The sequence below is a fragment of the Roseateles sp. P4_D2 genome (assembly GCF_056401875.1).
Genome location: NZ_JBFUIM010000019.1, coordinates 47,101 through 71,788 on the forward strand (window position 1 = coordinate 47,101; position 24,688 = coordinate 71,788).

The 24,688-nt window shown below is 69.0% G+C and carries 22 protein-coding genes, 1 pseudogene and 1 riboswitch; of the genes and pseudogenes, 8 read left to right on the top strand and 15 right to left on the bottom strand.

Annotated features, from left to right (window positions below; all coding sequences use genetic code 11):
- Window positions 1-132: 132 nt before the first annotated feature.
- The 3 genes from AC1DW0_RS27185 to AC1DW0_RS27195 form a co-directional block, all read right to left on the bottom strand.
- On the bottom strand, window positions 133-834 hold the full coding sequence (locus AC1DW0_RS27185) for a PEP-CTERM sorting domain-containing protein (RefSeq protein ID WP_056200180.1): 702 nt from the start codon (window positions 832-834) through the stop codon (window positions 133-135).
- Window positions 835-983: 149 nt separating this feature from the next.
- Window positions 984-3,311, bottom strand: a complete 2,328-nt coding sequence (locus tag AC1DW0_RS27190; protein WP_477949154.1) for a xanthine dehydrogenase family protein molybdopterin-binding subunit — start codon at window positions 3,309-3,311, stop codon at window positions 984-986.
- A gap of 166 nt (window positions 3,312-3,477) precedes the next feature.
- The gene (locus tag AC1DW0_RS27195; protein ID WP_477949156.1) at window positions 3,478-3,948 is read right to left on the bottom strand and encodes a (2Fe-2S)-binding protein; all 471 of its coding nucleotides are present in this window, start codon (window positions 3,946-3,948) and stop codon (window positions 3,478-3,480) included.
- Window positions 3,949-4,020: 72 nt separating this feature from the next.
- Here AC1DW0_RS27195 and AC1DW0_RS27200 point away from each other — a divergent pair, with 72 nt between their 5' ends.
- Complete coding sequence (locus AC1DW0_RS27200; protein WP_056200170.1) at window positions 4,021-4,689, top strand: alpha/beta hydrolase family protein; 669 nt, start codon at window positions 4,021-4,023, stop codon at window positions 4,687-4,689.
- On the opposite strand, the gene AC1DW0_RS27205 is transcribed toward AC1DW0_RS27200, so the two are convergent.
- The 4 genes from AC1DW0_RS27205 to AC1DW0_RS27220 all read right to left on the bottom strand — a co-directional run bounded on the left by AC1DW0_RS27205 (window position 4,686) and on the right by AC1DW0_RS27220 (window position 8,911).
- Window positions 4,686-5,456, bottom strand: a complete 771-nt coding sequence (locus tag AC1DW0_RS27205; RefSeq protein WP_477949158.1) for an FAD binding domain-containing protein — start codon at window positions 5,454-5,456, stop codon at window positions 4,686-4,688. The two genes, AC1DW0_RS27200 and AC1DW0_RS27205, sit on opposite strands and share 4 nt — an antisense overlap.
- Window positions 5,457-5,466: 10 nt before the next feature.
- On the bottom strand, window positions 5,467-7,824 hold the full coding sequence (locus AC1DW0_RS27210; protein WP_477949160.1) for a xanthine dehydrogenase family protein molybdopterin-binding subunit: 2,358 nt from the start codon (window positions 7,822-7,824) through the stop codon (window positions 5,467-5,469).
- Window positions 7,825-7,826: 2 nt separating this feature from the next.
- Entirely contained in the window at window positions 7,827-8,303 is a 477-nt protein-coding gene (locus AC1DW0_RS27215) for a (2Fe-2S)-binding protein (protein WP_477857329.1), read from the bottom strand.
- Between the two features lie 116 nt (window positions 8,304-8,419).
- Window positions 8,420-8,911, bottom strand: coding sequence for a nuclear transport factor 2 family protein (locus tag AC1DW0_RS27220; protein WP_056200161.1), 492 nt, complete (start codon window positions 8,909-8,911; stop codon window positions 8,420-8,422).
- A gap of 119 nt (window positions 8,912-9,030) precedes the next feature.
- On the opposite strand from AC1DW0_RS27220, the gene AC1DW0_RS27225 reads away from it, so the two are divergent.
- Window positions 9,031-10,029 (top strand): XdhC family protein, encoded by a 999-nt coding sequence (locus AC1DW0_RS27225; protein ID WP_056200158.1) that lies wholly within the window; start codon window positions 9,031-9,033, stop codon window positions 10,027-10,029.
- 89 nt (window positions 10,030-10,118) lie between these two features.
- On the opposite strand, the gene AC1DW0_RS27230 is transcribed toward AC1DW0_RS27225, so the two are convergent.
- On the bottom strand, window positions 10,119-10,751 hold the full coding sequence (locus AC1DW0_RS27230; RefSeq protein WP_157281813.1) for a DUF6515 family protein: 633 nt from the start codon (window positions 10,749-10,751) through the stop codon (window positions 10,119-10,121).
- Window positions 10,752-10,871: 120 nt separating this feature from the next.
- Between AC1DW0_RS27230 and AC1DW0_RS27235 the strand changes: the two genes are divergently transcribed.
- On the top strand, window positions 10,872-11,498 hold the full coding sequence (locus AC1DW0_RS27235) for a glutathione S-transferase family protein (protein WP_457350850.1): 627 nt from the start codon (window positions 10,872-10,874) through the stop codon (window positions 11,496-11,498).
- On the opposite strand, the gene AC1DW0_RS27240 is transcribed toward AC1DW0_RS27235, so the two are convergent.
- From AC1DW0_RS27240 to AC1DW0_RS27255, 4 genes and pseudogenes are all read right to left on the bottom strand, one after another.
- Entirely contained in the window at window positions 11,499-12,626 is a 1,128-nt protein-coding gene (locus AC1DW0_RS27240; protein ID WP_457350848.1) for an ABC transporter permease, read from the bottom strand.
- Window positions 12,627-12,709: 83 nt separating this feature from the next.
- Window positions 12,710-13,459, bottom strand: a pseudogene (gene ccmA / locus AC1DW0_RS27245) (heme ABC exporter ATP-binding protein CcmA); the annotation flags it as partial.
- Window positions 13,456-14,397, bottom strand: a complete 942-nt coding sequence (locus AC1DW0_RS27250; RefSeq protein WP_477949164.1) for an HlyD family secretion protein — start codon at window positions 14,395-14,397, stop codon at window positions 13,456-13,458. The gene AC1DW0_RS27250 and the pseudogene ccmA, both read right to left, overlap by 4 nt.
- A gap of 9 nt (window positions 14,398-14,406) precedes the next feature.
- A complete protein-coding gene (locus AC1DW0_RS27255; protein WP_477949165.1) occupies window positions 14,407-15,036 on the bottom strand; it encodes a TetR/AcrR family transcriptional regulator in 630 nt (209 codons plus the stop codon).
- A 130-nt stretch (window positions 15,037-15,166) separates the two neighbouring features.
- On the opposite strand from AC1DW0_RS27255, the gene AC1DW0_RS27260 reads away from it, so the two are divergent.
- The 4 genes from AC1DW0_RS27260 to AC1DW0_RS27275 all read left to right on the top strand — a co-directional run bounded on the left by AC1DW0_RS27260 (window position 15,167) and on the right by AC1DW0_RS27275 (window position 19,524).
- Complete coding sequence (locus AC1DW0_RS27260; RefSeq protein WP_457323145.1) at window positions 15,167-16,738, top strand: methyl-accepting chemotaxis protein; 1,572 nt, start codon at window positions 15,167-15,169, stop codon at window positions 16,736-16,738.
- Between the two features lie 3 nt (window positions 16,739-16,741).
- Window positions 16,742-16,817, top strand: a riboswitch (SAM riboswitch).
- Between the two features lie 41 nt (window positions 16,818-16,858).
- Window positions 16,859-18,031 (top strand): homoserine O-succinyltransferase MetX, encoded by a 1,173-nt coding sequence (gene metX, locus AC1DW0_RS27265; RefSeq protein ID WP_477949168.1) that lies wholly within the window; start codon window positions 16,859-16,861, stop codon window positions 18,029-18,031.
- A complete protein-coding gene (gene metW / locus AC1DW0_RS27270; protein WP_056200139.1) occupies window positions 18,028-18,603 on the top strand; it encodes a methionine biosynthesis protein MetW in 576 nt (191 codons plus the stop codon). Before metX ends, metW begins: the two co-directional genes overlap by 4 nt.
- 69 nt (window positions 18,604-18,672) lie before the next feature.
- Window positions 18,673-19,524 carry a hypothetical protein gene (locus tag AC1DW0_RS27275; protein WP_477949170.1) on the top strand — a complete coding sequence of 284 codons (852 nt, stop codon included), beginning with the start codon at window positions 18,673-18,675 and terminating at the stop codon, window positions 19,522-19,524.
- Between the two features lie 279 nt (window positions 19,525-19,803).
- Here AC1DW0_RS27275 and AC1DW0_RS27280 read toward each other — a convergent pair whose 3' ends face one another.
- From AC1DW0_RS27280 to AC1DW0_RS27290, 3 genes are all read right to left on the bottom strand, one after another.
- Window positions 19,804-19,992 carry a hypothetical protein gene (locus AC1DW0_RS27280; protein WP_056200133.1) on the bottom strand — a complete coding sequence of 63 codons (189 nt, stop codon included), beginning with the start codon at window positions 19,990-19,992 and terminating at the stop codon, window positions 19,804-19,806.
- Between the two features lie 65 nt (window positions 19,993-20,057).
- A complete protein-coding gene (locus AC1DW0_RS27285; protein WP_457350838.1) occupies window positions 20,058-21,764 on the bottom strand; it encodes an MORN repeat-containing protein in 1,707 nt (568 codons plus the stop codon).
- The gene (locus AC1DW0_RS27290; RefSeq protein WP_477949173.1) at window positions 21,761-23,083 is read right to left on the bottom strand and encodes a hypothetical protein; all 1,323 of its coding nucleotides are present in this window, start codon (window positions 23,081-23,083) and stop codon (window positions 21,761-21,763) included. The genes AC1DW0_RS27285 and AC1DW0_RS27290 overlap by 4 nt, the downstream gene beginning before the upstream one ends.
- 128 nt (window positions 23,084-23,211) lie before the next feature.
- On the opposite strand from AC1DW0_RS27290, the gene AC1DW0_RS27295 reads away from it, so the two are divergent.
- The gene (locus AC1DW0_RS27295) at window positions 23,212-24,687 is read left to right on the top strand and encodes a M20 family metallopeptidase (RefSeq protein ID WP_056200119.1); all 1,476 of its coding nucleotides are present in this window, start codon (window positions 23,212-23,214) and stop codon (window positions 24,685-24,687) included.
- Window position 24,688 lies beyond the last annotated feature (1 nt).

The window sequence follows — 24,688 nt, forward strand, 5'->3', positions numbered from 1 at the left end:
GCGGACTGCTTGTGCCTACGGAAGGCCATTGGCCTCTGGCCAATGGCAGGCCCGGCGCTTGGTCCGGAATACCGCGGGCCCAAAGCAAAACGGCGGCCCGCGGGCCGCCGTTTTTCATGGAGGACTGTGGGTTCAGCTGCGGCGACGGCGCGCGCCGACCGCGACGACCAGTGCCAGGCTGGTCAGCGCCAGGCCCGTGGGCTCGGGCAGGCCGAAGACCTCGACCGCCGTACCCTGCACGCCAACCGTGAAGCCATTCCAGTACTCGTTGGTCAGGCTGTTCCAGGTGACGGTGTCGAAGCTGCCCTTGAAGCGGATGGCGCCGTGGGGCTCGCCGCTGCCGATAAGCTGGTACTCGAACACGCCGCCGCCGTGGTCGATGACGTTCTTGGTGACATTGCCGCAACCCCAGTAGCCGCAGCCGACGCTGAGGATGTCGAAGTCCTGGTCGAAGCCGTAGCCGTTGCCGTTCAGGCTGATGAAGGCAAACACCGGATTGGCGATGGCCTGGGAGAAGTGCAGCGTCTGTGAGCCGGCAGCCGCCAGTGCGATCTGGTCAGAGCCGGTAGGCCGGTTGTCGACGGCGCTGCTGGTGTAGGACGTGCCGTAGGCCCAATAGTCGAAGCCGCTGCCGGTGTCGTAGAAACCGACGCCCTGGCGGTTGGTATAGGTCACGTTGACCGTGGCGGTGGTCGTCGTGATGACGCCATAGCCCTCGAAGCCGGCGGCGTTGGGATTGCTGCTTTGCCAGTCGGTCCAGTAGACGGGTGCGGCCTGGGCAAACGCGGTGCCCGCGAGGAGGGCGGTGGCAAGCAGATGCTGAAGAGTTCTCATGGCGCCGCCCTCGAAAGAAGAAATGATCTACGGCACGCAAACTTCGCGCCATTGCCCATTCTTCCTGGGCGGTAAGCGGCCGCTTCGTGCGACGGAGAGCACGACTGTCAGCTGCATCGACACCCCGTGAACGAGGGGGGCGGCTGCCCTCAGGCCCGCAGCGGCAGGCTGCGCCGGCGCTCGCCCGTCAGCGCGAACCAGGCATTGGCCAGGGCTGGCGCAACCGGCGGCAAGCCAGGCTCGCCGACGCCGCTGGGCAGGCCGTCACTGGGCATCAGATGGGTCTCGATGACAGGGCATTGGGCCAGCGTCATCAGCGGGTGGTCGGGGAAGCTCTTCTGCTGCACCTCGCCGCCCACGATGTCGATGCGTCCCCACAGCGCGGCTGTAAGCCCGAAGACGATGCAGCTCTCCATCTGGCGCACGACGATGCTGGGGTTGACGACAGTGCCGCAGTCGATGGCGCAGACGACCCGCTTCACGCTGGGCCCCTGGTTCCGCGTCACTTCCACGACCTGGGCCACGACGCTGCCAAAGCTTTCGTGCACGGCCACGCCACGTGCCACGCCGGCCGGCAGCGGCTGGCTCCAGCCGGCCGCCTCGGCCGCGCGCCGGAGCACGGCCTGGTGGCGTGGCAGGCCCTCCAGCAGCGCCAGGCGAAAGGCCACCGGGTCGGCCTTGGCGGCGTGGGCCATCTCGTCGATGAAGCTTTCCTTGAAGAAGGCGTGGTGGGAATGACCCACGGCGCGCCACATGCCGACCGGCACGCCGCTGTGCGTGGCCTGGTGGGCGACGCGCGTGTTGGGGATGGCATAGGCCACGTCGAACAGGCCCTCAGAAGCCGTCTTGTCGGGCGCGTCGCCGCGCTTGAAGAGGGCGGCCGGCGCGCGGCCATCGGGGAAGGCGTTGCGGTTCAGCACGTCCAGCGTCGGCGCCAGCCCGGGCATGACGCGCTCGGCCCAGCGCGGCAGCAGGGCGTCCGCGGCATTGGTGATGGCCAGCGCCACAGGGCGGCCTTGGGCGTCCAGCCCGCCCTGCAGCACGGCCACCTCGGCGGGGCGATAGAAGTCGTGCGTCATGTCCTCCTCGCGCGACCAGACCAGCTGCACCGGCAGCCCACCCATCTCCAACGCGACGCGCACGGCCTGGCCGATGAAGTCCACCTCCAGCCGTCGGCCGAAACCACCGCCGAGATAGGTCACGTGCACCGTCACCGCTTCCGGCGCCACGCCGGCCATGCGCGCGGCGATGTCGCGTGCAAAGCCCGGCACCTGGGTCGGCGCCCAGACGCTGACGTGGCCGTCCAGCACCTGGGCCGTGCAGTTCATCGGCTCCATGGTGGCGTGAGCGAGATGAGGCGCGCTGTAGATAGCCTCCAGTTTCGTCGCGGCCCCGGCCAGCGCGGCTTTCACATCGCCCTGCTTCAGGAAGGCGAAGCCATCGCCGGCTTCGTGGGCGCGGTGCGCCTCACTTTCCAGCGACGCGAGGATGGCCCTGGAATCCAGCCTGCCGTTCGGTGGTGGCTGCCATTGCACTTCCAGCGCCTTGGCAGCCTCCAAGGCATGCCAAGTGGTGCGGGCGACGACGGCATAGGCCGCCGTGGAGCCCGCGATGGGGCCGAGGGCCACGACGCGCAGCACGCCGGGCCGCGCACGCACCGCGTCGACGTTGGCCGGCCCCAGGCCGCCGCCCAGCATGGGGCAGTGGCGAATGGCGGCGAAGACCTGACCATGCTCGCGCACGTCCAGGCCGAAGCGCGCACTGCCGTCCACCTTGGCGGCCAGGTCCAGGCGCGGCAGGGCCTGGCCGATCTGCGTCCACTGGCTGCGCGGCTTCAGCGCCACGTCACCAGGCGGCGTCAGCGCGGCCTGGGTGGCGAGCTCGCCATAGTGGCTGAGCGCGCCGCTGGCATGGTGGATGACGCCGGCCTTGACCGACAGCTCGGCCACCGGCAGCTTGTGCTTCAGCGCCGCGGCGCCCAGCAACTGGGCGCGCGCCGTGGCGGCGGCCAGGCGCAGTGCATCCCAGGCGTCGGCGACGGTCGAGGAGCCACCCGTCAGGTTCAACCCGAGCTCGCGTGCGACCTTGGCCGTGACCCAGGACGAGAACCTGAAGGCGCGGCGCTCGTGGTCGCGTGGGCCGAAAGGGATATTGCCCAGGGAGGTGGCGATATTGCCGTAGATGGCGTCATGGCCGGCTGGCGTCAGGCGCACCGTGTGCAGCGGCACGTCGAGCTCTTCGGCCACCAGCTGCGCCAGTGCGGTATGCACGCCCTGGCCCATCTCGCTGCGGTTCATGGCCAGCAGCACCGTGCCATCGGCGGCGATCTTGATCCAGCCATTCAGCCCGACCTCGCCTTCGACCGGCGGCAGCGTGTGGGCGTTGCCCAGGCGTGAGCGTGGCGGCATGAAGCCCCAGCCGACGATCAGCGCCCCCAACGCGCCAGCCCCGGTCAAGAGCAGCGTCCGTCGCTTCATGTCGGCCCCTCGCCCGATGGGTACATCGGTCGGCCTTGCAGGCCGCGCTGCGGTCGGTGCCGCAGCTCTTCGGCAGGCATCGCCAGCCCACCGGGCTGGCGAAGTCGGGCCTCAGCCCCCGAGGGGATGCGGGCCGGCTCGGGAGCGGCCCAGCGCTCGGCCCGCCTCATGGCTTGGCCTTCATCTGTCTGGCCGCTTGCTTGATCGCGGCGCGCACGCGCGGGTAGGTGCCGCAGCGGCAGAGGTTGGTCATCGCCGCGTCGATGTCGGCGTCGCTGGGGGCCTGATTCTTGGCCAGCAGCGCCGCGGCGGCCATCAGCATGCCGCTCTGGCAGTAGCCGCATTGCGGCACCTGCTCGGCCAGCCAGGCGAGTTGCAATGCATGGGGATGGTCTTTGCCTGCGAGGCCTTCGATGGTCGTGACGGACTTGCCCGCGACAGCGCCCACCGGTGTCACGCAGGAACGCGTTGCTGCGCCGTCGACATGCACCGTGCAGGCGCCGCAGGCGGCAATGCCGCAGCCGAACTTGGTGCCGGTCAGGTTCAGGCCGTCGCGCAGCGCCCACAGCAGCGGCATCGCCGGGTCGCTGGCGATGCCTGGCAGCGTCATGGCCTGGCCGTTTACTTTCAGTTCCATCAAGGCGGGCCCGGGTGGGGCGAAACATCAAAACAGCAGCGCAGGATAGCGGGCAGGACCGAAAATACAGGCATGAGCCTCCCTCAAGATGCAACAGCGCCCGGCCTGCTGTTCGCCCTGCTCCCTGACAGCGGCATCGCCCCCGATGGCCCCGACACCCTCGCACCGCTGGCCGCGGCCCTGCACGCCCAATATCCCAACGCGCTGACGCTCAATCTGCACCCGCCCCTGCGCGACGCCGAGGGCCGCTGCCGCTGGTGGCTGGACGCTGCGCCCGGCGCCGAGGGCGTCAGCGCTGCGCTGCCCCATCTGATCGAGCGCCTGCGCCTGGAGGCCCGCAAACTGGATCTTCCCTGGCAGCGCGTTGCGCTGGCCGGTGTTGGCGACGGCGCGTTGCTGGCGCTGGAGGCCGTGCAGGCTGAACCCGAACTCGTCGGCCGCGTGCTGGCCTTTGCCGGCGGCTACCTGGCCCGGCCGGAACATGCGCCGCAGGACGTCTGCGTGCACCTGCTGCATGGGCTGGCGGACCAGCGCTTCCCCTACCGCCACCTGGTGGACGCAGCCCAGTCCCTGGTCGACCTCGGTGCCGATGTGACGGCCGATCTGCTGCCCCATCTCGACCATGGCCTGCACCCGGCCCTGATCGACAAGGCCATGGAGCAATTGCGCACCTTCATTCCCTCGCGGCTGTGGCGCGAGGCGGTGGTGGCGGCGCAGGAGAGCGAAAAGACCGCGAGCTAAGCCGCTGCGATGGCGCGCGCGGCCAGCTCCGGGATCAGCGCCGCACGATAGGCCGCCGTGCCGTGCAGATCGCTGTTCAGCCCATCGGCGCTGACCTTGACCGCACGTGCCGCGGTCGCGCTCCAGTCGCGGCCGAGCACTGTCTCCAGCTCGCTGCAGCGGAACACACCCGGCCCAGCGCCGGTGACCGCCACGCGCACGCCGCCGTCCAGGCGCGCCACGAACACGCCCACCAGCGAGAAGCGCGAGGCCGGCTGCTTGAACTTCTGCCAGGCGGCCGCCTTCGGGATGGGGAAGCTGACCGCGGTGATCAGCTCGCCGTCCTGCAGCGCCGTCGTGAACAGGCCCTGGAAGAAGTCGTCGGCGGCGATCTGGCGGCTGCTGGTGTGGATGGTGGCGCTTAAGGCCAGCACGGCGGCCGGGTAGCAGGCGGCGGGGTCGTTGTTGGCCAGGCTGCCGCCCAGCGTGCCGACGTTGCGCACCTGGCGGTCGCCGATGCGGCCGGCCAGGTCGGCCAGCGCGGGGATGGCGCGCTGCACGTCGCTTGAGGCGGCGACCGTCGCGTGCGTCGTCGCGGCGCCGATGCGCACGGTCTTGGCATCGACCGTGATGCCCTGCAACTCGGGCAGGCGGCGCACATCGACCAGGCCCTCGGGCGCGGCCAGGCCCAGCTTGATGGCACCGAGCAGGGACTGGCCACCGGCCAGGAACTTGTCATCCGCGCCCAGGCGGGCGGAGGCGACGGAGGATGCAGCTTGGTAGTTCATCGTCATCTCCTCAGGCCTTGGCCGATTGCAGCGCCGTCCAGACCGTGCACGGCGTCGCCGGCATGGCCAGGTCCTTGACGCCGATGGCGTCGCAGATCGCGTTCATCACGGCGGCCGGCGAGCCGATGGCGCCGGCCTCGCCGCAGCCTTTCACGCCCAGCGGGTTGTGCGTGCAGGGCGTGCCCTTGGCTGTCTGCACGGTGAAGCTCGGCAGGTCGTCGGCGCGTGGCATCGCGTAGTCCATGTAGCTGCCGGTGAGCAGTTGACCCGATTCCGGGTCGTAGATGCCATGCTCCAACAGCGCCTGGCCGATGCCCTGCGCCAAGCCGCCATGCACCTGGCCTTCGACGATCATCGGGTTGACGATGTTGCCGAAGTCGTCCACCGCGCTGAAGCGGGCTATGCGCACGACGCCGGTGGCGGGGTCCACCTCGACCTCGCAGACATAGCTGCCAGCCGGATAGGTGAAGTTGCTCGGGTCGTAGAAGGCGTTCTCGTTGAGGCCGGGTTCCAGCTTGTCGAGCGGGTAGTTGTGCGGCACATAGGCCGTCAGCGACACCTGGGCGAAGGGGATGGCGCGGTCGGTGCCGGCGATGCGGTACTCGCCGTCCTTGAACTCGATGTCGCCCTCGCCCGCCTCCAGCAGATGGGCGGCGATCTTCCTGCCCTTGGCGATGACCTTGTCCACCGCCTTGACGATGGCCGCGCCGCCCACGGCGAGGGACCGGCTGCCATAGGTGCCCATGCCGAACAGCACCTTGCCGGTGTCGCCGTGCTGGATGTCGATGTCTTCCAGCGGAATGCCGAGGCGATCGGCCACCACCTGCGCGAAGGTCGTCTCATGGCCCTGGCCATGCGAGTGGCTGCCCGTGAAGACAGTGACCTTGCCGGTGGGATGCACGCGCACCTCGGCGGCCTCGAACAGGCCGGCGCGCGCGCCGAGCGCCCCGGCGACGTTGGACGGCGCCAGACCACAGGCTTCGATATAGGTCGAGTAACCGATGCCGCGCTTCAGCCCCTTGGCCGCGCTGACGGCCTTGCGGGCCGCGAAGCCCGCCACGTCGGCGAGCTGCTGCACTTGCGTGAGCGTGGCGTCGTAGTCGCCGATGTCATAGGTCAGGCCCACCGGGGTGGCGTACGGAAACTCCTTGATGAAGTTGCGGCGGCGGATCTCGGCGGGATCGATGCCGAGCTCGTGCGCGGCCGTTTCCACCAGCCGCTCGACGACATAGGTCGCCTCGGGCCGGCCGGCACCGCGGTAGGCGTCCACCGGCGCGGTGTTGGTGAACACGCCGGTGACCTCGGCGTAGATCTTCGGCGTCGTGTACTGGCCGGCCAGCAGCGTCGCGTACAGGATGGTCGGCACGCAGGAGGCGAAGGTCGACAGGTAGGCGCCGAGGTTGGCCGTCGTGCGCACGCGCATGGCCAGGAAGGCACCGTTGCTGTCGGTCGCCAGCTCGGCCGTCGTCACGTGGTCGCGGCCATGGGCGTCGGACAGAAAGCTTTCGCTGCGCTCGGCCGTCCACTTGATCGGCCGGCCCAGCTGCTTGCTGGCCCAGACCAGCGCCGTCTCCTCGGCGTACAGGAAGATCTTGGAGCCGAAGCCGCCGCCCACATCGGGCGCCACGACGCGCAGCTTGTGCTCGGGAATGCCGAGCACGAAGGCGCACATCAGCAGGCGCTCGACGTGCGGGTTCTGGTTGGCCACATAGAGCGTGTAGTGGTCGCTGCTGGGGTCGTAGCTGGCGTTGGCGGCGCGCGGCTCGATGGCGTTGGGGATGAGGCGGTTGTTGCGGAACTGGAGCTTGGTGACGTGCGGCGCGTTGACAAAAGCCGCGTCGGTCGCGGCCTTGTCGCCGCAGCCCCAGGTGTAGCAGCGGTTGTCCGCGGCTTCGTCGTGCACCGTGCCCGCGTGGCCGGCCGCGGTGGCCGTGTCGGCAACGGCGGGCAACTCGTCGTAATCCACCTCGACCAGCGCTGCCGCGGCCTTGGCCTCGGCCAGGGTCTCGGCCACGACCAGGGCCAGTGCATCGCCGACATAGCGCACCTTGCCGTCCGCCAGGATGGGATGCTTGGGCTCCTTCATCGGCGTGCCGTCGATGCTGTTGATGAGCCAGCCGCAGGGCAGGCCGCCGACATCGCGGAAGTGCTCGCCGGTGTAGACGCCCAGCACGCCCTCGGCGGCCAGCGCCGCGGCCGTGTCCACGCGCCTGAGCCGCGCATGGGCATAGTTGCTGCGCACAAACACGCCGAACGTCTGGCGCGGCAGCACGATGTCGTCGGTGTACTGGCCGCGGCCGGTCAGGAAGCGCGCGTCCTCGCGGCGCTTGACACTCTGGCCGATGAAACCTTCCTTGGGTGAGTTCATGGTCAGGCCCCCTTCATGGCTTGGGCACCGACCTGCACGGCGCGCACGATGTTCTGATAGCCCGTGCAGCGGCAGAGATTGCCCTCCAGCCCCTCGCGGATCGCAGTCTCGCTGGAACAGTCATGGTGCTGCACGAGGTCGATGGCGCTCATGACCATGCCCGGCGTACAGAAGCCGCATTGCAGACCGTGGCATTCCTTGAAAGCGGCCTGCATGGGATGTAAGACGCCATCCGGGCCGGTCAGGCCTTCGATGGTGGTGAGAGTCGCGCCATCGGCCTGCACGGCCAGCATGCTGCAGGCCTTCACGGCACGGCCGTTGAGGTGCACCGTGCAGGCGCCGCACTGGGCGGTGTCGCAGCCGACATGGGTGCCGGTCAGTGCCAGGTCTTCGCGCAGAAATTGCACCAGCAACTGGTCGGGCGCGACCTCGCGGCTCACCGTCCGCCCGTTTACTGCCAGCTTGATAGGAATGCCCATCTCGATGTCTCCTCGGTGCGGCCTGGGTGGCCGTCGCGAGGCTATCGTCGCCTGCCGTCGGGCAGGCAGGGGCTGCGCAAACCCCTATAGATGGGCAGTCAGCTGCCGGGCGGGTGTCAGTGCTTGGTGTCGGGGTCCCAGTGCTCGGCGATCTTGCCGTTCTCGATGCGGAACATGTCGAACCAGGTGGTCGTGTAGGTCTTGGTGGCGTCCTTGGGGTCGGGCAGCTCGCTGACGAAGCTGAGGATCACCAGATCGCGCTCGGCCACGATGGCAACCAGCGGCGCCTTGACGCGGGCCTCGATGGGCTTGGGCGTGGCGACCTTGGAGAACACGTCGACAAAGCCGGCGCGCCCGGTGGGCACCTCCGGGTTGTGCTGGATATAGGACTCGGCCAGGTAGCGGTCCGCCAGCTCCATGTGCCCGCCCTCGAAGACTTCGCGCCAGAAGTTGTAAACCAGGCGCTTGTTGGCCGCGAGCTTGGGGTCGCTGCTGGCCAGCAGCTTGGCGTGGTCGGGCTGGGCCTGGACCGGCAGCTGGGGGAGGGCCGAGCCGGCCAGGCTGGCCAAACTGGCAAAGAGGAGGGTGGCGAGAAAGGCTTTCTTCATGAGGGACTTTCAACGAGGGTTGGCCAGTGTAGGAAGCGGCCCGTGTGTGGCCGCACGTCATGGTCGCTGCAAGCTGGCGCCGCTCGCGGTATGGTGGCGGCTGACCTCACCGACAAGACATGGACAACCTCGATCTCAGCGTTTTGCGCACGGCCGCCGCGTGGCGGGCCGAGGCACGTGGCGTCGTGCTGGGCACGATCACGCGCACTTGGGGCTCGGCGCCGCGGCCGGTCGGGTCGCTGGTGGCCGTTCGCGACGACGGGCTGATCGCCGGCTCGGTGTCCGGCGGTTGCATCGAGGACGACCTGGTCGCCCAATTGCGTGCGGGCAGCTTGAAGTTGGCCCGGCCGACGCCGTTGCGTTACGGCGTTGGCGCCGAGGAGGCGCGCCGCTTCGGCCTGCCCTGCGGCGGCACGCTGGAGCTGATGCTGGAGCCACTGGGGCCGCAGTCGGGTGTCGACGCGTTGCTGGCACGGCTGGAGCGCGGCGAGCGCGTGCGCCGCACGCTGGACCTGGCAACCGGCATCGCCACGCTGGCCGACGCCGAGCCGGGTGCCGACACCTTGACGCTGACCGACACCCAGCTCGTCAGCCACCATGGCCCGCAATGGCGCTTGCTCGTCATCGGCGCCGGCCAGATGACCGACTACCTCGCCCAGATGGCGCTGGCACTGGGCTATGGCGTCACCGTCTGCGACCCGCGCGCCGAGTACGCCGATGGTTTCGCCATCCCTGGCGTCACGTTGACGCGCGACATGCCCGATGACGTCGTCATCGCCTTCAAGCCCGATGGCGCCACGGCCATCGTGGCGTTGACGCACGACCCCAAGCTGGACGACCTCGCGCTGATGGAGGCGCTCAAGGGCGCGGCCTTCTATGTGGGCGCCATCGGCTCGCGCGTCAACCAGGCCAAGCGCCGTGCGCGGCTGGGCGAGCATTTCGGGCTGACCGATGCGGAGCTGGATCGCCTGCATGGCCCCGTCGGCCTGGACATCGGTGCGCGCACGCCGCCGGAGATTGCGCTCAGCATCCTGGCGGAGATGACCGCCGTGAGGTACGGGCGCCCCTCGCCCAGTCGCGTCTCGCTGAACGCGGACGCGCCTGGTCGGTCCCCCTAGGGGACGGCGATGCTCGCGGCGTTGAGCCGCGAGCACATCGCCTGACGGGCCGGCTTGGGAGCGGCCCGGCGCTCGGCCCCAGAGAGGCGTTACTTCATCGTGTAGCCGCGGCCGTCCATGCAGGCTTCGATGGCGCGGTTGAACACGCTGCTGTCGGCCTGCGCGTTCGGCTGAGTCGTCGCCCAGCGGTTGCAGTCGCGGCGGTCGTTCTCCAGTTGCTCGGGCGACTGGCCGTTGCGCGGATAGACGATGGGTTCGGGCCTCGGCGCCGGGGCCGCAGGTGCCGGCATCACCTGGGCCGTGGCGGCTTCGGGCGGCGGTGTCGTGACGACGTAGCCTTCCGGCACCGGCCGGTAGTAGACGCCGTTGGCGTAGTAGTAGGGCAGGCCGCTCAGCGTCAGCGTGACATAGGCCGGTGGCAGCAGCGGAATGACCACGCCGACCGGTGGCAGCACGACGCGGTAGCGCGGGCCATAGGGCTGGTACCAGACGCCGCCGTGGAACCAGTAGCGCCCCGGGCCGGCGCCGATCATGACCGAGCCGTAGGGCACGTGGGGTGCCACATAGCCGGGCGCGGGGTAGTAGTGGTCGTGGTGGTAGCGGTTGTCGAACACCATGCCGATGTTGGCGCGAACGCGCACGTCGGCGTGGGCGGCCGGTGCGGCCAGAACAGCGGTCAGCGCCAGCAGGGCCGCAGCAGAGGAATGGAGCAGAGTCTTCATCGTCTTCAACCCGAAGTCAGGGGTGGATTGCCAACGCCGTCAGCGTCGCGCGGGTGCACTGCGGTGGCATTGCGGCCACGTAAAGTTCACCGCTTCCTGTTCCCAGCCTGTCGCACCGCCATGATCGAACTGTTTTACTACCCCAGCAACGCGAGCTTCGCGCCCCATCTCCTGCTCGAGGAAATGGGCATTCCCTACACGCTGCGCCAGGTGGACCGTGCCAACAACGAGCACAAGTCGCCGGCCTATCTGAAGCTCAACCCGAACGGCGTGATCCCGGTGCTGGTCGACGGTGACCTGGTGCTCTACGAGACGGCCGCCATCCTGATGCATCTGGCCGACTGCCACGCCGGCTTTGCGCCAGCGCCCGGCACCGCCGAGCGGGCCCAGTACTACAAGTGGATGGTCTGGCTGACCAACACGCTGCAGGCCATGCTGATCCACTATTTCTACCCCGACCGCATGGCCGCCAACGCCGACGAGGTGAAGGCCCGTGCCGAGGCGCAGATCGCGCCGATGCTGGACCAGATGGACGCCGAACTGGCCCGCCACGGCGGCGACTGGTTTCTCGGTGACCAGTTCACCGCCGTGGACCCGTTGGCCTTCATGCTGTGCCGCTGGACCCGCATGCAGGCCAACCCGGCCAAGACGCGGCCGGCTTTGGGCGCCTATCTGAAGCGGGTGTTCGAGCGGGCGGCAACGCAGCGCGTCGTGGCCAAGGAAAAGCTGCCGGATCCCGTCTATTGATCAGTCGAGAGTCTGCCGGTAGCGCAGCAATGCGATGCCACCCGCCGCGGCCAGAAAGGCCAGCATGGGCCACAACTCCGGCAGCAGCTCGGCTGCGCCCGAGCCCTTGAGCATGACGCCGCGCACGATGCGCAGGAAGTGGGTCAGCGGCAGCACCTCGCCCAGGTATTGCGCCCATTGCGGCATGCCGCGAAAAGGGAACATGAAGCCCGACAGCAACATGGACGGCAGGAAAAAGAAGAAGGTCAGCTGCAGGGCCTGCAGCTGGTTCTGCGCCAGCGTCGAGAAGGTGAAGCCCACGCCCAGGTTGGCCAGCATGAAGACGCCGATCATGGCCAGCAGCAGCGTCACGCTGCCCACCATGGGCACGTTGAAGAGCGCAAAGGCCGCGCCGAGGATGACGCCCAGCTGCACATAGCCCAGCACGATATAGGGCAGGATCTTGCCGGCCATGACCTCGAAGGGCCGCACCGGCGTGGCCAGCAGGTTCTCCATCGTGCCGCGCTCGCGTTCTCGCGTCATGGCCAGCGCCGTCAGCATGACCATGGTCATCGTCAGGATGGTGCCGACCAACCCGGGCACGATGTTGTAGCGCGACAGGCCTTCGGGGTTGTAGCGGCGCTGGATGCGCACCTCGAAGGGCAGGGGCTGCGGGGCCTGCGAGGCCAGGGCACCGCGCAGGTCGCGGTTCAGCGCCGTCTGGCCGAGTTGGCTCAGGGCGGCGATGGCATTGCCGCCGGCCGACGGATCGGTGGCATCGGCGGCGATCAGCACGGCGGGCTTTTCGCCGCGCACAACGCGGGCGCCGAAGTCGTCCGGCACGACGACGAGGAACTGGATGTCGCCTCTCTGCAGCAGCGCGTCCCCGCGCGACTCCGCGATGCCGCTCTCGACGATGTGGAAGTAGCCACTCGTCTGCAGCGCCGCGACCAGGCTGTGTGCCATCGGGCTGGTGTCCTGCGAGACGACGGCCGTGGGCAGGCCCTTGGGGTCGGTGTTGATGGCATAGCCGAACAGCACCAGCTGCATGATGGGCACGCCCACCGCCATCGCGAAGGTGAGCTTGTCGCGCAGCATCTGCTGCACTTCCTTCAGCGCGATGGCGACGATGCGGGCCAGGGACTGCATCAGTGCGCTTCCGAATAGTTGTCAGTGGCCTGGCCGACGAGCTTGACGAAGGCGTCTTCGAGATCCTTGGCGCCCGCCTCCTGCACGACGGATGCTGCCGTGCCACGCGCCAGCACGCGGCCGTAGGCGATGTAGACCAGCTCGTCGCAGCGCTCGGCTTCGTCCATGTAGTGGGTGGACACGAGCACGGTGATGCCCTCCTGAGCGAGCTGGTGGATCTGGTCCCAGAACTCGCGCCGCGCCTTGGGGTCGACGCCGGCCGTGGGTTCATCCAGCAGCAACAGGCGAGGCTTGTGCAGCAGGCAGGCGGCCAGGGCCAGGCGCTGCTTCCAGCCGCCGGACAGCGCGCCGGCCAATTGCTTCTCGCGGCTCTTCAGGCCCAGGCGCTCCAGCGCATCGTCGACGGCTTGCTTGCGGTTTTCCATCGAGAACAGCCGCGCGATGAAGTCCAGGTTCTCGCGGATCGACAGGTCTTCGTAGAGGCCGAACTTCTGCGTCATGTAGCCGACCTGGCGCTTGACCTCGGCGGCCTGGCGGCGGAAGTCCAGGCCCAGCACTTTCCCTTCGCCAGCATCGGGCGTCAGCAGCCCGCACAGCATGCGCAAGGACGTCGTCTTGCCGCTGCCATTGGGGCCAAGGAAGCCGACGATGCGGCCGGTGGCGACCTGCATGTCGACGCCGTCGACCACCTTGCGGTTGCCGTAGGACTTGCTCAGCCCCCGGACATCAATGGCCAGCTCGAGGTCGCTGGCCCCTCGGTCGCGGTGTACCGCGCCCGATCCCCCGAGGGGATGCGCGCCGGCTTGGGGCGGCCCTGCGCTCGGCGCCGTCATGGCGTGACATCCAACGGCTGCCCCGGATGCAAGCGCTCCGCGTCCTCGGCCTTCACCGGCCGCGCCTCGACAAGGAAGACGAGTTTGTCGCGCTGCTGGTTGGAGTAGATGACTGGCGGCGTGTATTCCGGGCCGGCGGCGATGAAGCTGATGCGCGCCGCAATGGCTGCGCCACAGCCGTCGCAGCGCAAGTTCACCGGCGCATCCAGCTTCAAGCCGCCGACCGCCGACTGCGGCACGTAGAAGCGCGCCTTGCGGTTGGCCGGCGGCAGCAGGGCCAGCACGGGTTGGCCAGCGGCCACCCACTCGCCGGGACGCAGGAAGACGTCCTGCACGCGCGCCGGCATGGGTGCGCTCTGGCGCTTCTGCTCGACGCGCCAGGCCGTCTGCGCGCGGCTGCTCTGGGCTGCGTCGGCCAGAGCGCGGGCGGCATTGCGCTCGTCATCCCGCGCCGGCAGCCGGCCCACTTGCAACGCGGCGTCCAGCTCCATCACGCGAGCACGGGCCTGGGCCAGCACCGTCGCGGCGTCGTCGACGCGAGCCTGGGCGACGAAGCCCCGGCCTAACAACTCCTGCTGGCGCGTCAGGTCGATGCTGGCCAGGCGTTCGGCGGCGCGGGCCTGGTCGAGTTGAGCCTTCGTGACGGCCAGCTCAGGGCCGCGCCGGCCCTTGTCGGCGTCCAGTGCCTGGGCCTGGGCGCTTCTCGCGCGTGCGCTGGCCTCGGCGTCGGCGGCGAGCTCGGGTGTCGCATCCAGCTCGAACAGCGCCTGGCCGGCGGTGACGGCCTCGCCGGAGCGAACGGCCAGCGTGGCCAGCCGACCGGCCACCGGCGGCGCGATATAGACCAATTCGGCCTCGGCATAACCCGTCCAGCCCTCGGGCGGCTTGTCGCCGCAGCCGACCAGCAGCACGGCGAGCAAGGGAAGGATTCGTTTCATGTCGACTCCTCAGACGCCGCTGGCCAGGCCGAGCAGCGCCCATTCGATGCGCCGTTGCAAGGCTGCATCCGACAGCACTTCGTCGTCCACCGCGGCCAGCAGCGCGGGGGGGACAACATCGATGGATTTCATGCCGCCGACCAGGATCAGCGGCGCAACGACTGCGCCCATCAGGAAGGAAAAGCGTGTCAGCAGCGGTTGCCGCGGCAGGCAGTCGCGCGCCTCGGCCTCCTGCAGCAGGGCAAGCAACACGCCCAGGTGGCGCGGCGCGTTGGCGCGCAAGAAATCCTGGGCCACGCCCTGACCGGCCTGAGCATCGGCCCAGACCCGCGCGATCAGCGGCCGGTGCTCGCGCACAAAGCGCGCCACGCCCAGCAGGGCCGTGGCCAGTCGCTCCATGACATCGGCTTCACCTTGGCTGCTCAGCGACAGCGCGCTGAACATCTCCTCGTAATGCCGCTGCAGCAAGGCGCGCAGGAAGGCGTCCTTGCTGCCGAAGTGGTAGTGGACCATGGCCGGGTTGACGCCGGCCGCCTCGGCCACGCGGCGCACCGACAGACCCGCGCAGCCGAGCCCCGGGTAGAGGGCGGCGCCGGCGACGAGCAGGGCTTGATCCTGATCCTGGCTGGGGCGGGGCATGTCGGCGATTATTGGTCAAGTGTTCAGTAACCACAAGTTGCGGCAAAAGGTCGCTTGCCATCAGTAGCCGCTTCACTAGCATGCAGGCAACGAGGCCGCTGCCCAAGCGGCCTAACTAGGAGACACGAACATGGACCTCGCCACCTGGATGCGCAGCTTCACCATCCGCACCCGCATGCACGGGGCCATCTTGCTGGTGCTGCTGATGTTTGCCGCTTTGGGCGTGACCGGCTTGCTTGGTGGCCGCCAGCTGATGGCGCTCAATGTCGACGTCACCACGCATGCGATGCGCGACCTGCAGCACCTGGCCGCCATCCGCCAGGGGCTGGCCGACGTGCGGCTGGAGGAAAAGGAGATGGTCATCGCCTACGAGACGCCCGAGCAGGTCAAGCAGTTCCGCCAGCGCTGGGACGCGGCAGCCCAGCGCCTGGTCGCGGCGCTGCAGGGCCTGCAGGAGGGCACGCGGGAGGAGAACAAGGCCGTGGCGGCCGAGGCGCTGAAGTTCCTGCAGGACTACCGCACGGCGGCCCAGCCGGTGCTCAACCAGATCGAGGCCGGCGGCTTTGACACCGCCAAGGTGGCCGACCGCATGTTGAACCGGCCCAAGGCAGCGATGCGCGAGACCGAGAAGCGCGTTGAGAGCATCGCCGCCCTCATCGATGCCCAGGCCAAGGCCACCGAGGCCGAGTTCGGCGCCGAGATGGGCCGCATCGCCTGGCGATCGCTGGCCGTGCTGGTCCTCGTCATGGTGCTCGTCGTGCCGCTCACGCTGATCAACTCGTCCACCATCACCAGCCCGATGCGCTATGCCGGCAGCGTGGCCCAGTCCATCGCCAGCGGCGACCTGAACAACGCCATCCGCATCGTCGGTCGCGACGAAGCCTCCGAGCTGTTGCGCGCCCTGGATGCGATGCAATCCAGCCTGCGCGATCTGGTGCGGCAGGTGAAGACTTCCGCGATGAGCATCGAGACGGCCAGCACCGAGGTCGCCTCGGGCAACCAGGACCTGAGCCAGCGCACCGAGCAGGCGGCGTCCAGCCTGCAGCAGACGACCAGTTCGATGGAGGACCTGACCAGCGGCGTGCGCCATGGCGCCGACGCTGCCGGCAAGGCCCGCCAGCTGGCCGAAGGCGCAGCCGAGGTGGCGCGCCGCGGCGGCCAGGAGGTGGCCGACGTCGTCGCGACGATGGAGCAGATCAACACCAGTTCGCGCCGCATCGGCGACATCCTCGGGCTGATCGACAGCATCGCCTTCCAGACCAACATCCTGGCGCTGAACGCGGCCGTCGAGGCGGCACGCGCCGGCGAGCAGGGGCGCGGCTTCGCGGTCGTCGCCAGCGAGGTTCGCCTGCTCGCGCAGCGCTCGGCCGACGCGGCGCGCGAGATCAAGTCGCTGATCTCGGCCAGCCTGGAGCGCACCGAGACGGGCTCCCGGCTCGTGCAGCATGCTGGCACCACCATGCAGGAGATCGTCGACAACGTGCAAAAGGTCAGCGACATGATCGGCGAGGTGGCGGCCGGTGCGGCCGACCAGAGCTCGCGCATCGGCCAGATCAACGGCGCGGTCAGCCAGCTCGATCACATGACGCAGCAGAACGCTGCGCTGGTGGAGGAGTCTGCCGCCGCCGCCGACAGCCTGCGCCAGCAGCTGCAGTTGCTGACGGGCGCGGTGGCGCAGTTCAGGCTCGACGGGAACGCCTAGAATCCGCCGCATAGCGCCGATTTGTTCCGGATTGCGGGCGCTCAATAAATGCCGCTAAACAGGGCTCCGATCAGCCGGCGTCCCGCAACAGTGGCGCCGGTTTTTTATTGGAGTAAGGCCATGACGGGCCGTAGCGTCGGCGACGTGTCGCCGCAGAGTTTTCATTTCGACGAACCGCTGCCGCTGCGCAGCGGGGCCAGCCTGCCGGCCTACGACCTGATGGTCGAGACCTATGGCCAGCTCAATGCCGAGCGCAGCAATGCCGTGCTGGTCTGCCATGCGCTGAATGCCAGCCACCATGTCGCCGGCACCCTGGCCGGCCAAGCCAAGAGCGAGGGCTGGTGGGACAACCTCATCGGCCCGGGCAAGCCGCTGGACACCGACAAGTTCTTCGTCATCGGCGTCAACAACCTCGGTTCCTGCTTCGGCTCGACCGGCCCCATGCATGTCAACCCCGCCACGGGCCGGGCCTGGGGCGCCGACTTCCCCGTCGTCACCGTGCAGGACTGGGTGGATGCCCAGGCCCGCCTGGTCGAGCGCTTCGGCATCCTGAAGCTGGCAGCCGTGCTGGGCGGGTCCCTGGGCGGCATGCAGGCGCTGGATTGGGCGCTGCGCTATCCCGAGCGCGTGAGCCACTGCATTGCCGTGGCGACCGCGCCGAATCTGTCGGCGCAGAACATCGCTTTCAACGAGGTCGCGCGCCGCGCCATCGTCACCGACCCCGATTTTCACGGCGGCCACTTCTACGCCCACGGCGTGGTGCCCAAGCGCGGCCTGCGCGTGGCGCGCATGATCGGCCACATCACCTACCTGAGCGACGACGTCATGGCCGAGAAGTTCGGCCGCGAGCTCAAGGGTGGCGCACTGGGCTATTCGACCCAGGACATCGAGTTCCAGATCGAGAGCTATCTGCGCTACCAGGGTGACAAGTTCAGCGACTACTTCGACGCCAACACCTATCTGCTCATCACTCGCGCCCTCGACTACTTCGACCCCGCCTCCGAGCATGGCGGCGACCTGACGCGCGCCTTCGCGACCGCTCGCGCCAAGTTCCTCATCGTCAGCTTCACGACCGACTGGCGCTTCTCGCCCGACCGTTCACGCGAGATCGTCAAGGCGCTGCTCGACAACCGGCTGGACGTGTCCTATGCGGAGATCGACGCGCCGCATGGTCACGACGCCTTCCTGCTCGACGACCCGCGCTATCACGGCGTGCTGGGCGCCTATTTCGCGCGCATTGCAGCAAGCCTGGAGCGGCCGGTCGGCCTGCAGCTGAAGGGGGTGGCCGTATGAGCTTCGACCCGGCCATCGCGGCGCTGGTGCCGCCCGGCTCACGTGTGCTCGACCTCGGTTGCGGCACAGGCGAGCTGCTTGAGCACCTCATCAAGCACAAGGGCTGCAGCGGCTACGGCGTGGAACTGGACGACGCCAACCTGCTGGCCTGCGTGAAGCGCGGTGTCAACGTCATCCAGCGCAACCTGGAAGAGGGCCTGGCCATCTTCGAGGAGCAGAGCTTCGACGTCGTGCTGCAGCTGGAGACGCTGCAGAACCTGCGCAACGCCGAGGCCATGCTCAAGGAGACGGCGCGCGTGGGCAAGATGGGCATCGTCAGCTTCCCCAACTTCGCCCACTGGCCCAACCGGCTGCAGGTGCTGTTCGGGCGCATGCCGGTCACCCGAGCCCTGCCTTACGAGTGGTACGACACGCCCAATATCCGCGTCGGCACCTTTGCCGACTTCGGCGTGCTGGCGCGCAAGAACCGGCTGAAGATCCTGGACAGTTTCGGCCTGCAGGATGGCGGCGTGGTGCGCACGCGGCCCAACCTGATGGCCAGCGTGGCGGTGTTCAAGTTCGAACGAGAGTGAGCACCCGGCCGGCGCGCAACGGACTCAAACCCTAGCCCACGGCGCGCCTTGATTCGCTAGGCTCGCTACATGTTGCGCGCTCGTTTCCTCGCCTCCATGCTGGCTGCCGGTGTGGCGCCCTGGGTGCGGGCTGAGGCCGCGCCGCTGCGCTTCGTCTACCCGCGCGTCAACGACCAGGGCGAAGAGGCCTTCGGCTTCCAAGGGCTGCGCCTGGCGCTGCAGAAATGGGGGCGGCCCTTCGAGCTGTTGCTGGCGCCCACGTCCACCAACTACCGGCGCTCGCTGTACCAGCTTGAGACGGGCGAAATCGACGTGATAGACATGGGCACCAGTCGAGCCTTCGAAGCCCGTTTTCAGCCGGTGCACCTGCCTGTCGACCGAGGCCTCAGTGGCTGGCGACTGTTGCTGGTTCGTGCCAGCATGGCGCCCGCCTTTCGCGCAGTGCACGACCTGGCCGGCCTCGCCCGGCTGCGTGCCGGTCAGGGCCAGGACTGGCCCGATGCGCAGTTGCTGCTCGCCGCCGGCCTGGGGGTCGTCAGCGGCAGCGATCTGCCGACGCTGTTCCGCCAGCTGCAGGCGGGCCGCTTCGACTACCTGCCCCTGGGCCTGAACGAGATCCACGGCCTGCTGACCCAATGGCAGGCGCTGGCGCCGGATGCCGTCGTGGAGCCCGACCTCGCCCTGGTCTACCCGTTCGCGCGCCTGCTCTTCGTGCGTCGCGGCGACGGCGAGCGCTACGCGGCCATCACCGAGGGGCTGACGCGGGCCTTCGAAGACGGCTCGTTCAACACGCTGTTCGCAGCCCGGCATGCGGGGCTCGCGCAGGCCCGGTTGGCCGAGCGCCGGGTGCTGCAGATCGACAACCCCGGGTTGAGTGCTGCCACGCGCGCCATCCCGGCGCGCTACTTCATCCGGCCCTAGGAGGCTGTCGGGCTTGGGGTCGGGTGCGCGTTGGGCCTGCAAGGGTGCTGAGACAAGGCGCAAAGCGCAGCGGTACCGGGCGTACCGCGAGCATTTGCAACGCAGGATCGGCGCCCTTGCAGGCCCAACCCGCAGGGCCAGGGCGATTTGCGGGGCGATCCGGCGTTGCGAACTCGTTGTGTGGCCCGCCACACGCCTCGCCCGCGCCTTGTCTCACCCCGCAACTCGCCCTGGCGCGCACCCGACCCCAAGCCCGACAGCCTCCTAGGTTTCAGCAGCTCAGGCCGATTTCTTGTGGCCCTTCTTGGCCGCCTTTTTGTGCTTGGCCTTGGTCGTCTTCTTGGCGGCGGTCTTGGCATGGATGCCGCTGCTGGCCTGGCTGGTCTTGTGGTGCTGGGCCACGCGCGCCTCGGCCGCCGGGGCAGCGATGGCGAGGGCGGTGACGAGGGCGGTGAGCAGGGTCTTCATCGTGGATCTCCAAAAGAAAAGCTGATGGGGCAAGCGTAACGGAGGCGGCAGTCTCGGGCCGCCCCTCAGCTGCCTTTGCGCACCATGAAGCCCTCGTCCGTGCGCTCGTCGTCCTTGAACACACCTTCCCAGCGATCGCCGCTGGGCCAGTGGAAGGTGCCCTGGCCATGCTTGAGGCCGCGCGCCCAGGCGCCTTCGTAGCGCTCGCCGCTGCGCCAGGCGTATTTGCCCTGGCCGTGGGCCTTGCCGGCGTCGAACTCGCCCTCGTAGACGTCGCCGCCAGGGAAGATCATGCGGCCGCGTCCCTGGGGCAGGCCGGCGGCCATCTGGCCTTCGTACTGGTTGCCGTTGCTGAAGCGCATCTTGCCCTGGCCCTGTGGCTTGTCGTTGACCCATTCGCCCTCGTAGCGCTGGCCGCTCATCCAGACATAGCTGCCGCGGCCATGCGGCAGGCCCTGGCGGATCTGGCCGCTGTAGACATCGCCCGAGGCATAGGTCAGCTTGCCTTCGCCCTCTGGCTGGCCGTCCATCAACGTGCCTTCGTAGTGATTGCCGTTGGCAAAGCTCATGGTGCCGCGGCCGGTGGCGCGGTCGGCCACCCAGTCGCCCTTGTAGCGCTGGCCGGCGGCCCAGCGGATCTCGCCGACGCCCTGGCGCTGGCTGCGCAGCAGCGGGCCTTCGTAGACGTCGCCGTTCTTCCACTCGACGCGACCGGAGCCCGTGACGGTGTCGTCGTCATTGCGCACGAACTGGCCAACGTAGCGCGTGTCACCGGCCATGCGATCGAAAAGCTTGGGCTCGGGAACCGGCACCGGCGCTGCTGTGGCCTGGGCGAGGGGCGTGATCGGTGCGGCTGCTGCCTGGCGCAGCGCAGGCGTGGCCGGCGGTGGCGCGCTGGCAGCGGCCTTGTTGGTGACGGGTGCCGCCATCGCGGCCGCCGGTTTGGGCGCAGCCGCAACCACCGGTGCCGGCACGCCGGGCAGCGGTGTCGCCACCCAGGGCGTGCCGCGCTCGCGAGCCAGGGCCTGGGCGTTGTTCGTCGCCAGCTCCTGGGCGCTGCCTTTGCAGAGCTTGGCGGTGTCGCGCCACAGCGTCTCGCCGATCTGGCTTTGTGTCTGGCGCTCGGCCAGCGGCAGGGCGGCGCCGGTGTTGCGCAGCTTGGCGGAGAACTCGCGGGCGCGCTCGAAGGGCGCGGCGCAGAACTCGGCGTTGTGGCCGTCGATCTCACTCTGCTCGCGGCGGCGCTGGGCAGTCTGCTGCTGGCTGCCGTTGCACTGCTCGGCGGCCAGCTCCCACATGCCCTCGGCCTTGCGGTAGAGGCTGGCGGCGTCGCCAAAGCGCCGCTCGCCAAAGGCCGCGCGGGCCAGCTCCTGCAGCGAGGCGGCATCGCGGTGGGCGCTCTCGCACTGGCTGCCGGACTGCAGCTTCTCGGCCAGGGCTTCGCGGGTCTTCTGGCTGTCGGCCAGGTTGCGTTGGGCGCGCTCGCGAGCGCGGCCGTCGCAGCTGGCCAGTGCCCCGCCCCATTGCGCAACCGCCTCGTCGTAGAGCTTGACGAGGGCCTCCAGTGGCTGGTTCTGCGATTGGGCCGTGGCGGCACGCAGGTCGGCCGACAGCGCCCGGCTCGACAGTTGGGCGCAGCTGGGCGGCGGTGGGGCCGGCGCGGCGACGGGCTCGGAAGCTGCGGGCTCGGATGCCGACGCCGCGGCTTCGGGAGGCGTCTGTGCCTGAGCCCAGGCGGCCGTCAACAGCAGCAGCGTGATGGCGAACTTCATTTCTTGGTGGCCGACTCGGCGGGCAGTTCCAGCATGGCGTCGACCAGGCCGCGGGAGAAGCGGCTGGCGCCGGGGTCGTCGGGGTTGTCGAAGCTGAAGCTGCCGCGCGACGAGGCCAGCGGCATGGCGCCGATCTCGGCCCGCAGCGTGTCGGCGCGCAGGCCACCGAGGATGGCGACCACCTCGGCCTCGAAACCGCGTGCGGCGGCGATCTTGTTGATGGCCGCCAGGCGGTCGGCGTCGAACATGAAGGCGTTGGCGGCCAGGCTGCGCTCGATGAGTTTCTGGTGCAGCGTGAAGCCCGCCAGCGGCGACGCGCCCAGGGCCGCCATGCGCGTAAAGGCCCAGGCGTCGGCATAGTCGAAGGTGGTGGCCGCGATGCGGGAGACGCCCGACAGCGAGCCGCGGTTGGCGGCCGCGGCCTGCATCACGTTCATGACCTGCTGGCGCGTCAGCTGTTGAGCAGCGTCCACCAGGCCTTCGCGGATCTTCTGCGTCGCCAGCGCCTTGCCCTGCTCGATGAGCTGCTGCTTGAGGAACTCGCTGGCCACGTTGGCCGCGGCGCTCTTGGCCGCGCTCATCGCGGCGTCGGCGGCCAGCGCCGCGGCCTTGACGCCCGAGGCCAGTGTGGCCAGGTTGTAGAGGGTGCCGGCGATCTTGATCGCGTAGTGGTAGGTCTTCATGCGGGCCCCGCCCTCTTCGGACAGGCCCTGCGTCCACAACACCATCCACAGCGCCTCGTCGGGTGTGGGCTCGGCCTGGGTCACCTCCAGCGGGTGCAGGCTGAGCAGCCAGTGGTAGTCCTGCAGCTGCGCCGTGTTGGGCGGTGCGAAGCGTGTGTAGCCGCGGCAGACTTCGAAGGGCTTGATGGCGACGGTGCGGCCTGAGGCCAGGCCGACGTTGAAGGGCTTGCCAGCGTCGCGCGCCTCGGCCAGCGTTTCCAGCAGGCGCTCGCCGTCGATGTCCTCGCGGCCGCCGACGCGCACGATGCGGTCGCTCGGGGCCAGCGGCGAATCCTGGGTGACGGCGATGACGGTCAGTCTCTCGTCCACCTGCAGGGCGCGCACCCAGGCGACGCGGTCATCGGCGCTCCAGCCGGCGCTGGTGGCCACGGCGAAGGGCAGCTCCCACTGCTTGTCGCAGTCCTTGTCCTTCAGCGCCGCGCTGCGGGCGATGGCCGGGCGGATCAGGCGCTCGCCGGCGCCATAGGCACGCATGCCGGCCAGCAGCGTCTCGTCGACCTTGCGGCCGTCGTCCACGGTGAATTTGGGGCCTGAGGCACAGCCGGTCAGCAGCGCGATCAGAACAATCAGTAACAAGCGCATCTTGGCGTCGAGCCTAAGCGCTTGATGCCAGGAGTGCCGCCGGTAGTTATCCCAGGCGGCGTGATGGCTGTCGCGGCCAAGCCTAAACTGGTAAGTCGCGCCACAAGCGCCAGGAGTACGCCATGAACGCACGTGATCCCCACCTGCCCCTGCAAGCCGACGAGGCCACCGCGCTGGGCGACTTTGCCGCCCGCGTCTGGGACGAGGAAATCGTCCCCGCGCTGACCGACTACATCGCCATTCCGGCCAAGAGCCCGATGTTCGACGCCGACTGGGCGAAGAACGGCCATATCGAGAAGGTGCTGACCCAGGCCGCCGCCTGGGTCGAGAGCAAGAAGGTTGCCGGCCTGAAGCTCGAAGTGGTGCGCATCCCCGACCGCACGCCGGTCATCTTCTTCGAGGTGCCGGCCACCAAGGCGGGCTCGGACGACACCGTCGTCGTCTACGGCCACCTGGACAAGCAGCCCGAGTTCAGCGGCTGGCGCAACGACCTCGGCCCCTGGACGCCCAAGTACGAGAACGGCCTGCTCTATGGCCGCGGCGGCGCCGACGATGGTTATGCCGTCTACGCGTCGTTGACGGCCATCATGGCGCTGGACAAGCAGGGCATCCCGCGCCCGCGCTGCGTCGGCCTGATCGAGACCTGCGAGGAGAGCGGCAGCTTCGACCTGCCCGCCTATCTCGATCTGCTGGGCCCGCGGCTGGGCAATGTGTCGCTGGTCGTCTGCCTGGATTCCGGCGCCGGCAACTATGACCAGCTTTGGCTGACGACCTCGCTGCGCGGCATGGTGTCGGGCGTGCTGAAGGTCGAGGTGCTGGCCGAAGGCATCCACAGCGGCGACGCCTCGGGCGTCGTGCCCTCGTCCTTCCGCATCCTGCGCCAGGTGCTGGACCGGCTGGAGGACAGCAAGACGGGCCGTCTTCTGCCCGAAAGCTTCCACTGCGACATCCCCGGCGCCCGCCTGGACCAGGTCAAAGCGACGGCGGCCATCCTGAAGGAAGAGGTCTACAAGCGCATGCCCTGGGCCTGCGGTGCGGACGGCGGCCCGGTGCTGCCGGTGACGACCGACCCGGTCGAGGTGCTGCTGAACCGCACCTGGCGGCCGACGTTGTCGGTTGTCGGCGCCGATGGCTTCCCCGAGCTGAAGAACGCCGGCAATGTGCTGCGGCCTTACACGGCCTTCAAGCTGTCGCTGCGCCTGCCGCCGCTCATTGACGGCAACGAGGCGGCGCTCAAGCTGAAGGCCCTGCTGGAGGACAATGCGCCCTACAACGCCAAGGTCACCTTCACGCCCGACGGCCGCGCCGGGGCCTACGGCGCCACCGGCTGGAACACCCCCGAGCTGTCGCCCTGGCTCAGCCAGGCGCTCAACGACGCCAGCCAGGCCCATTTCGGCGCGCCGGTCGGCTATATCGGCCAGGGCGGCACCATCCCGCTGATGAGCATGCTGCAAAAGGGCTTCCCCAAGGCGCAGATGATGGTCTGCGGCGTGCTCGGACCGAAGAGCAATGCCCACGGGCCCAACGAGTTCCTGCACGTGCCCTATGGCAAGCGACTGACCGCGGCGGTCGCGCAAGTGATGGCCGCTCATCCCTGAA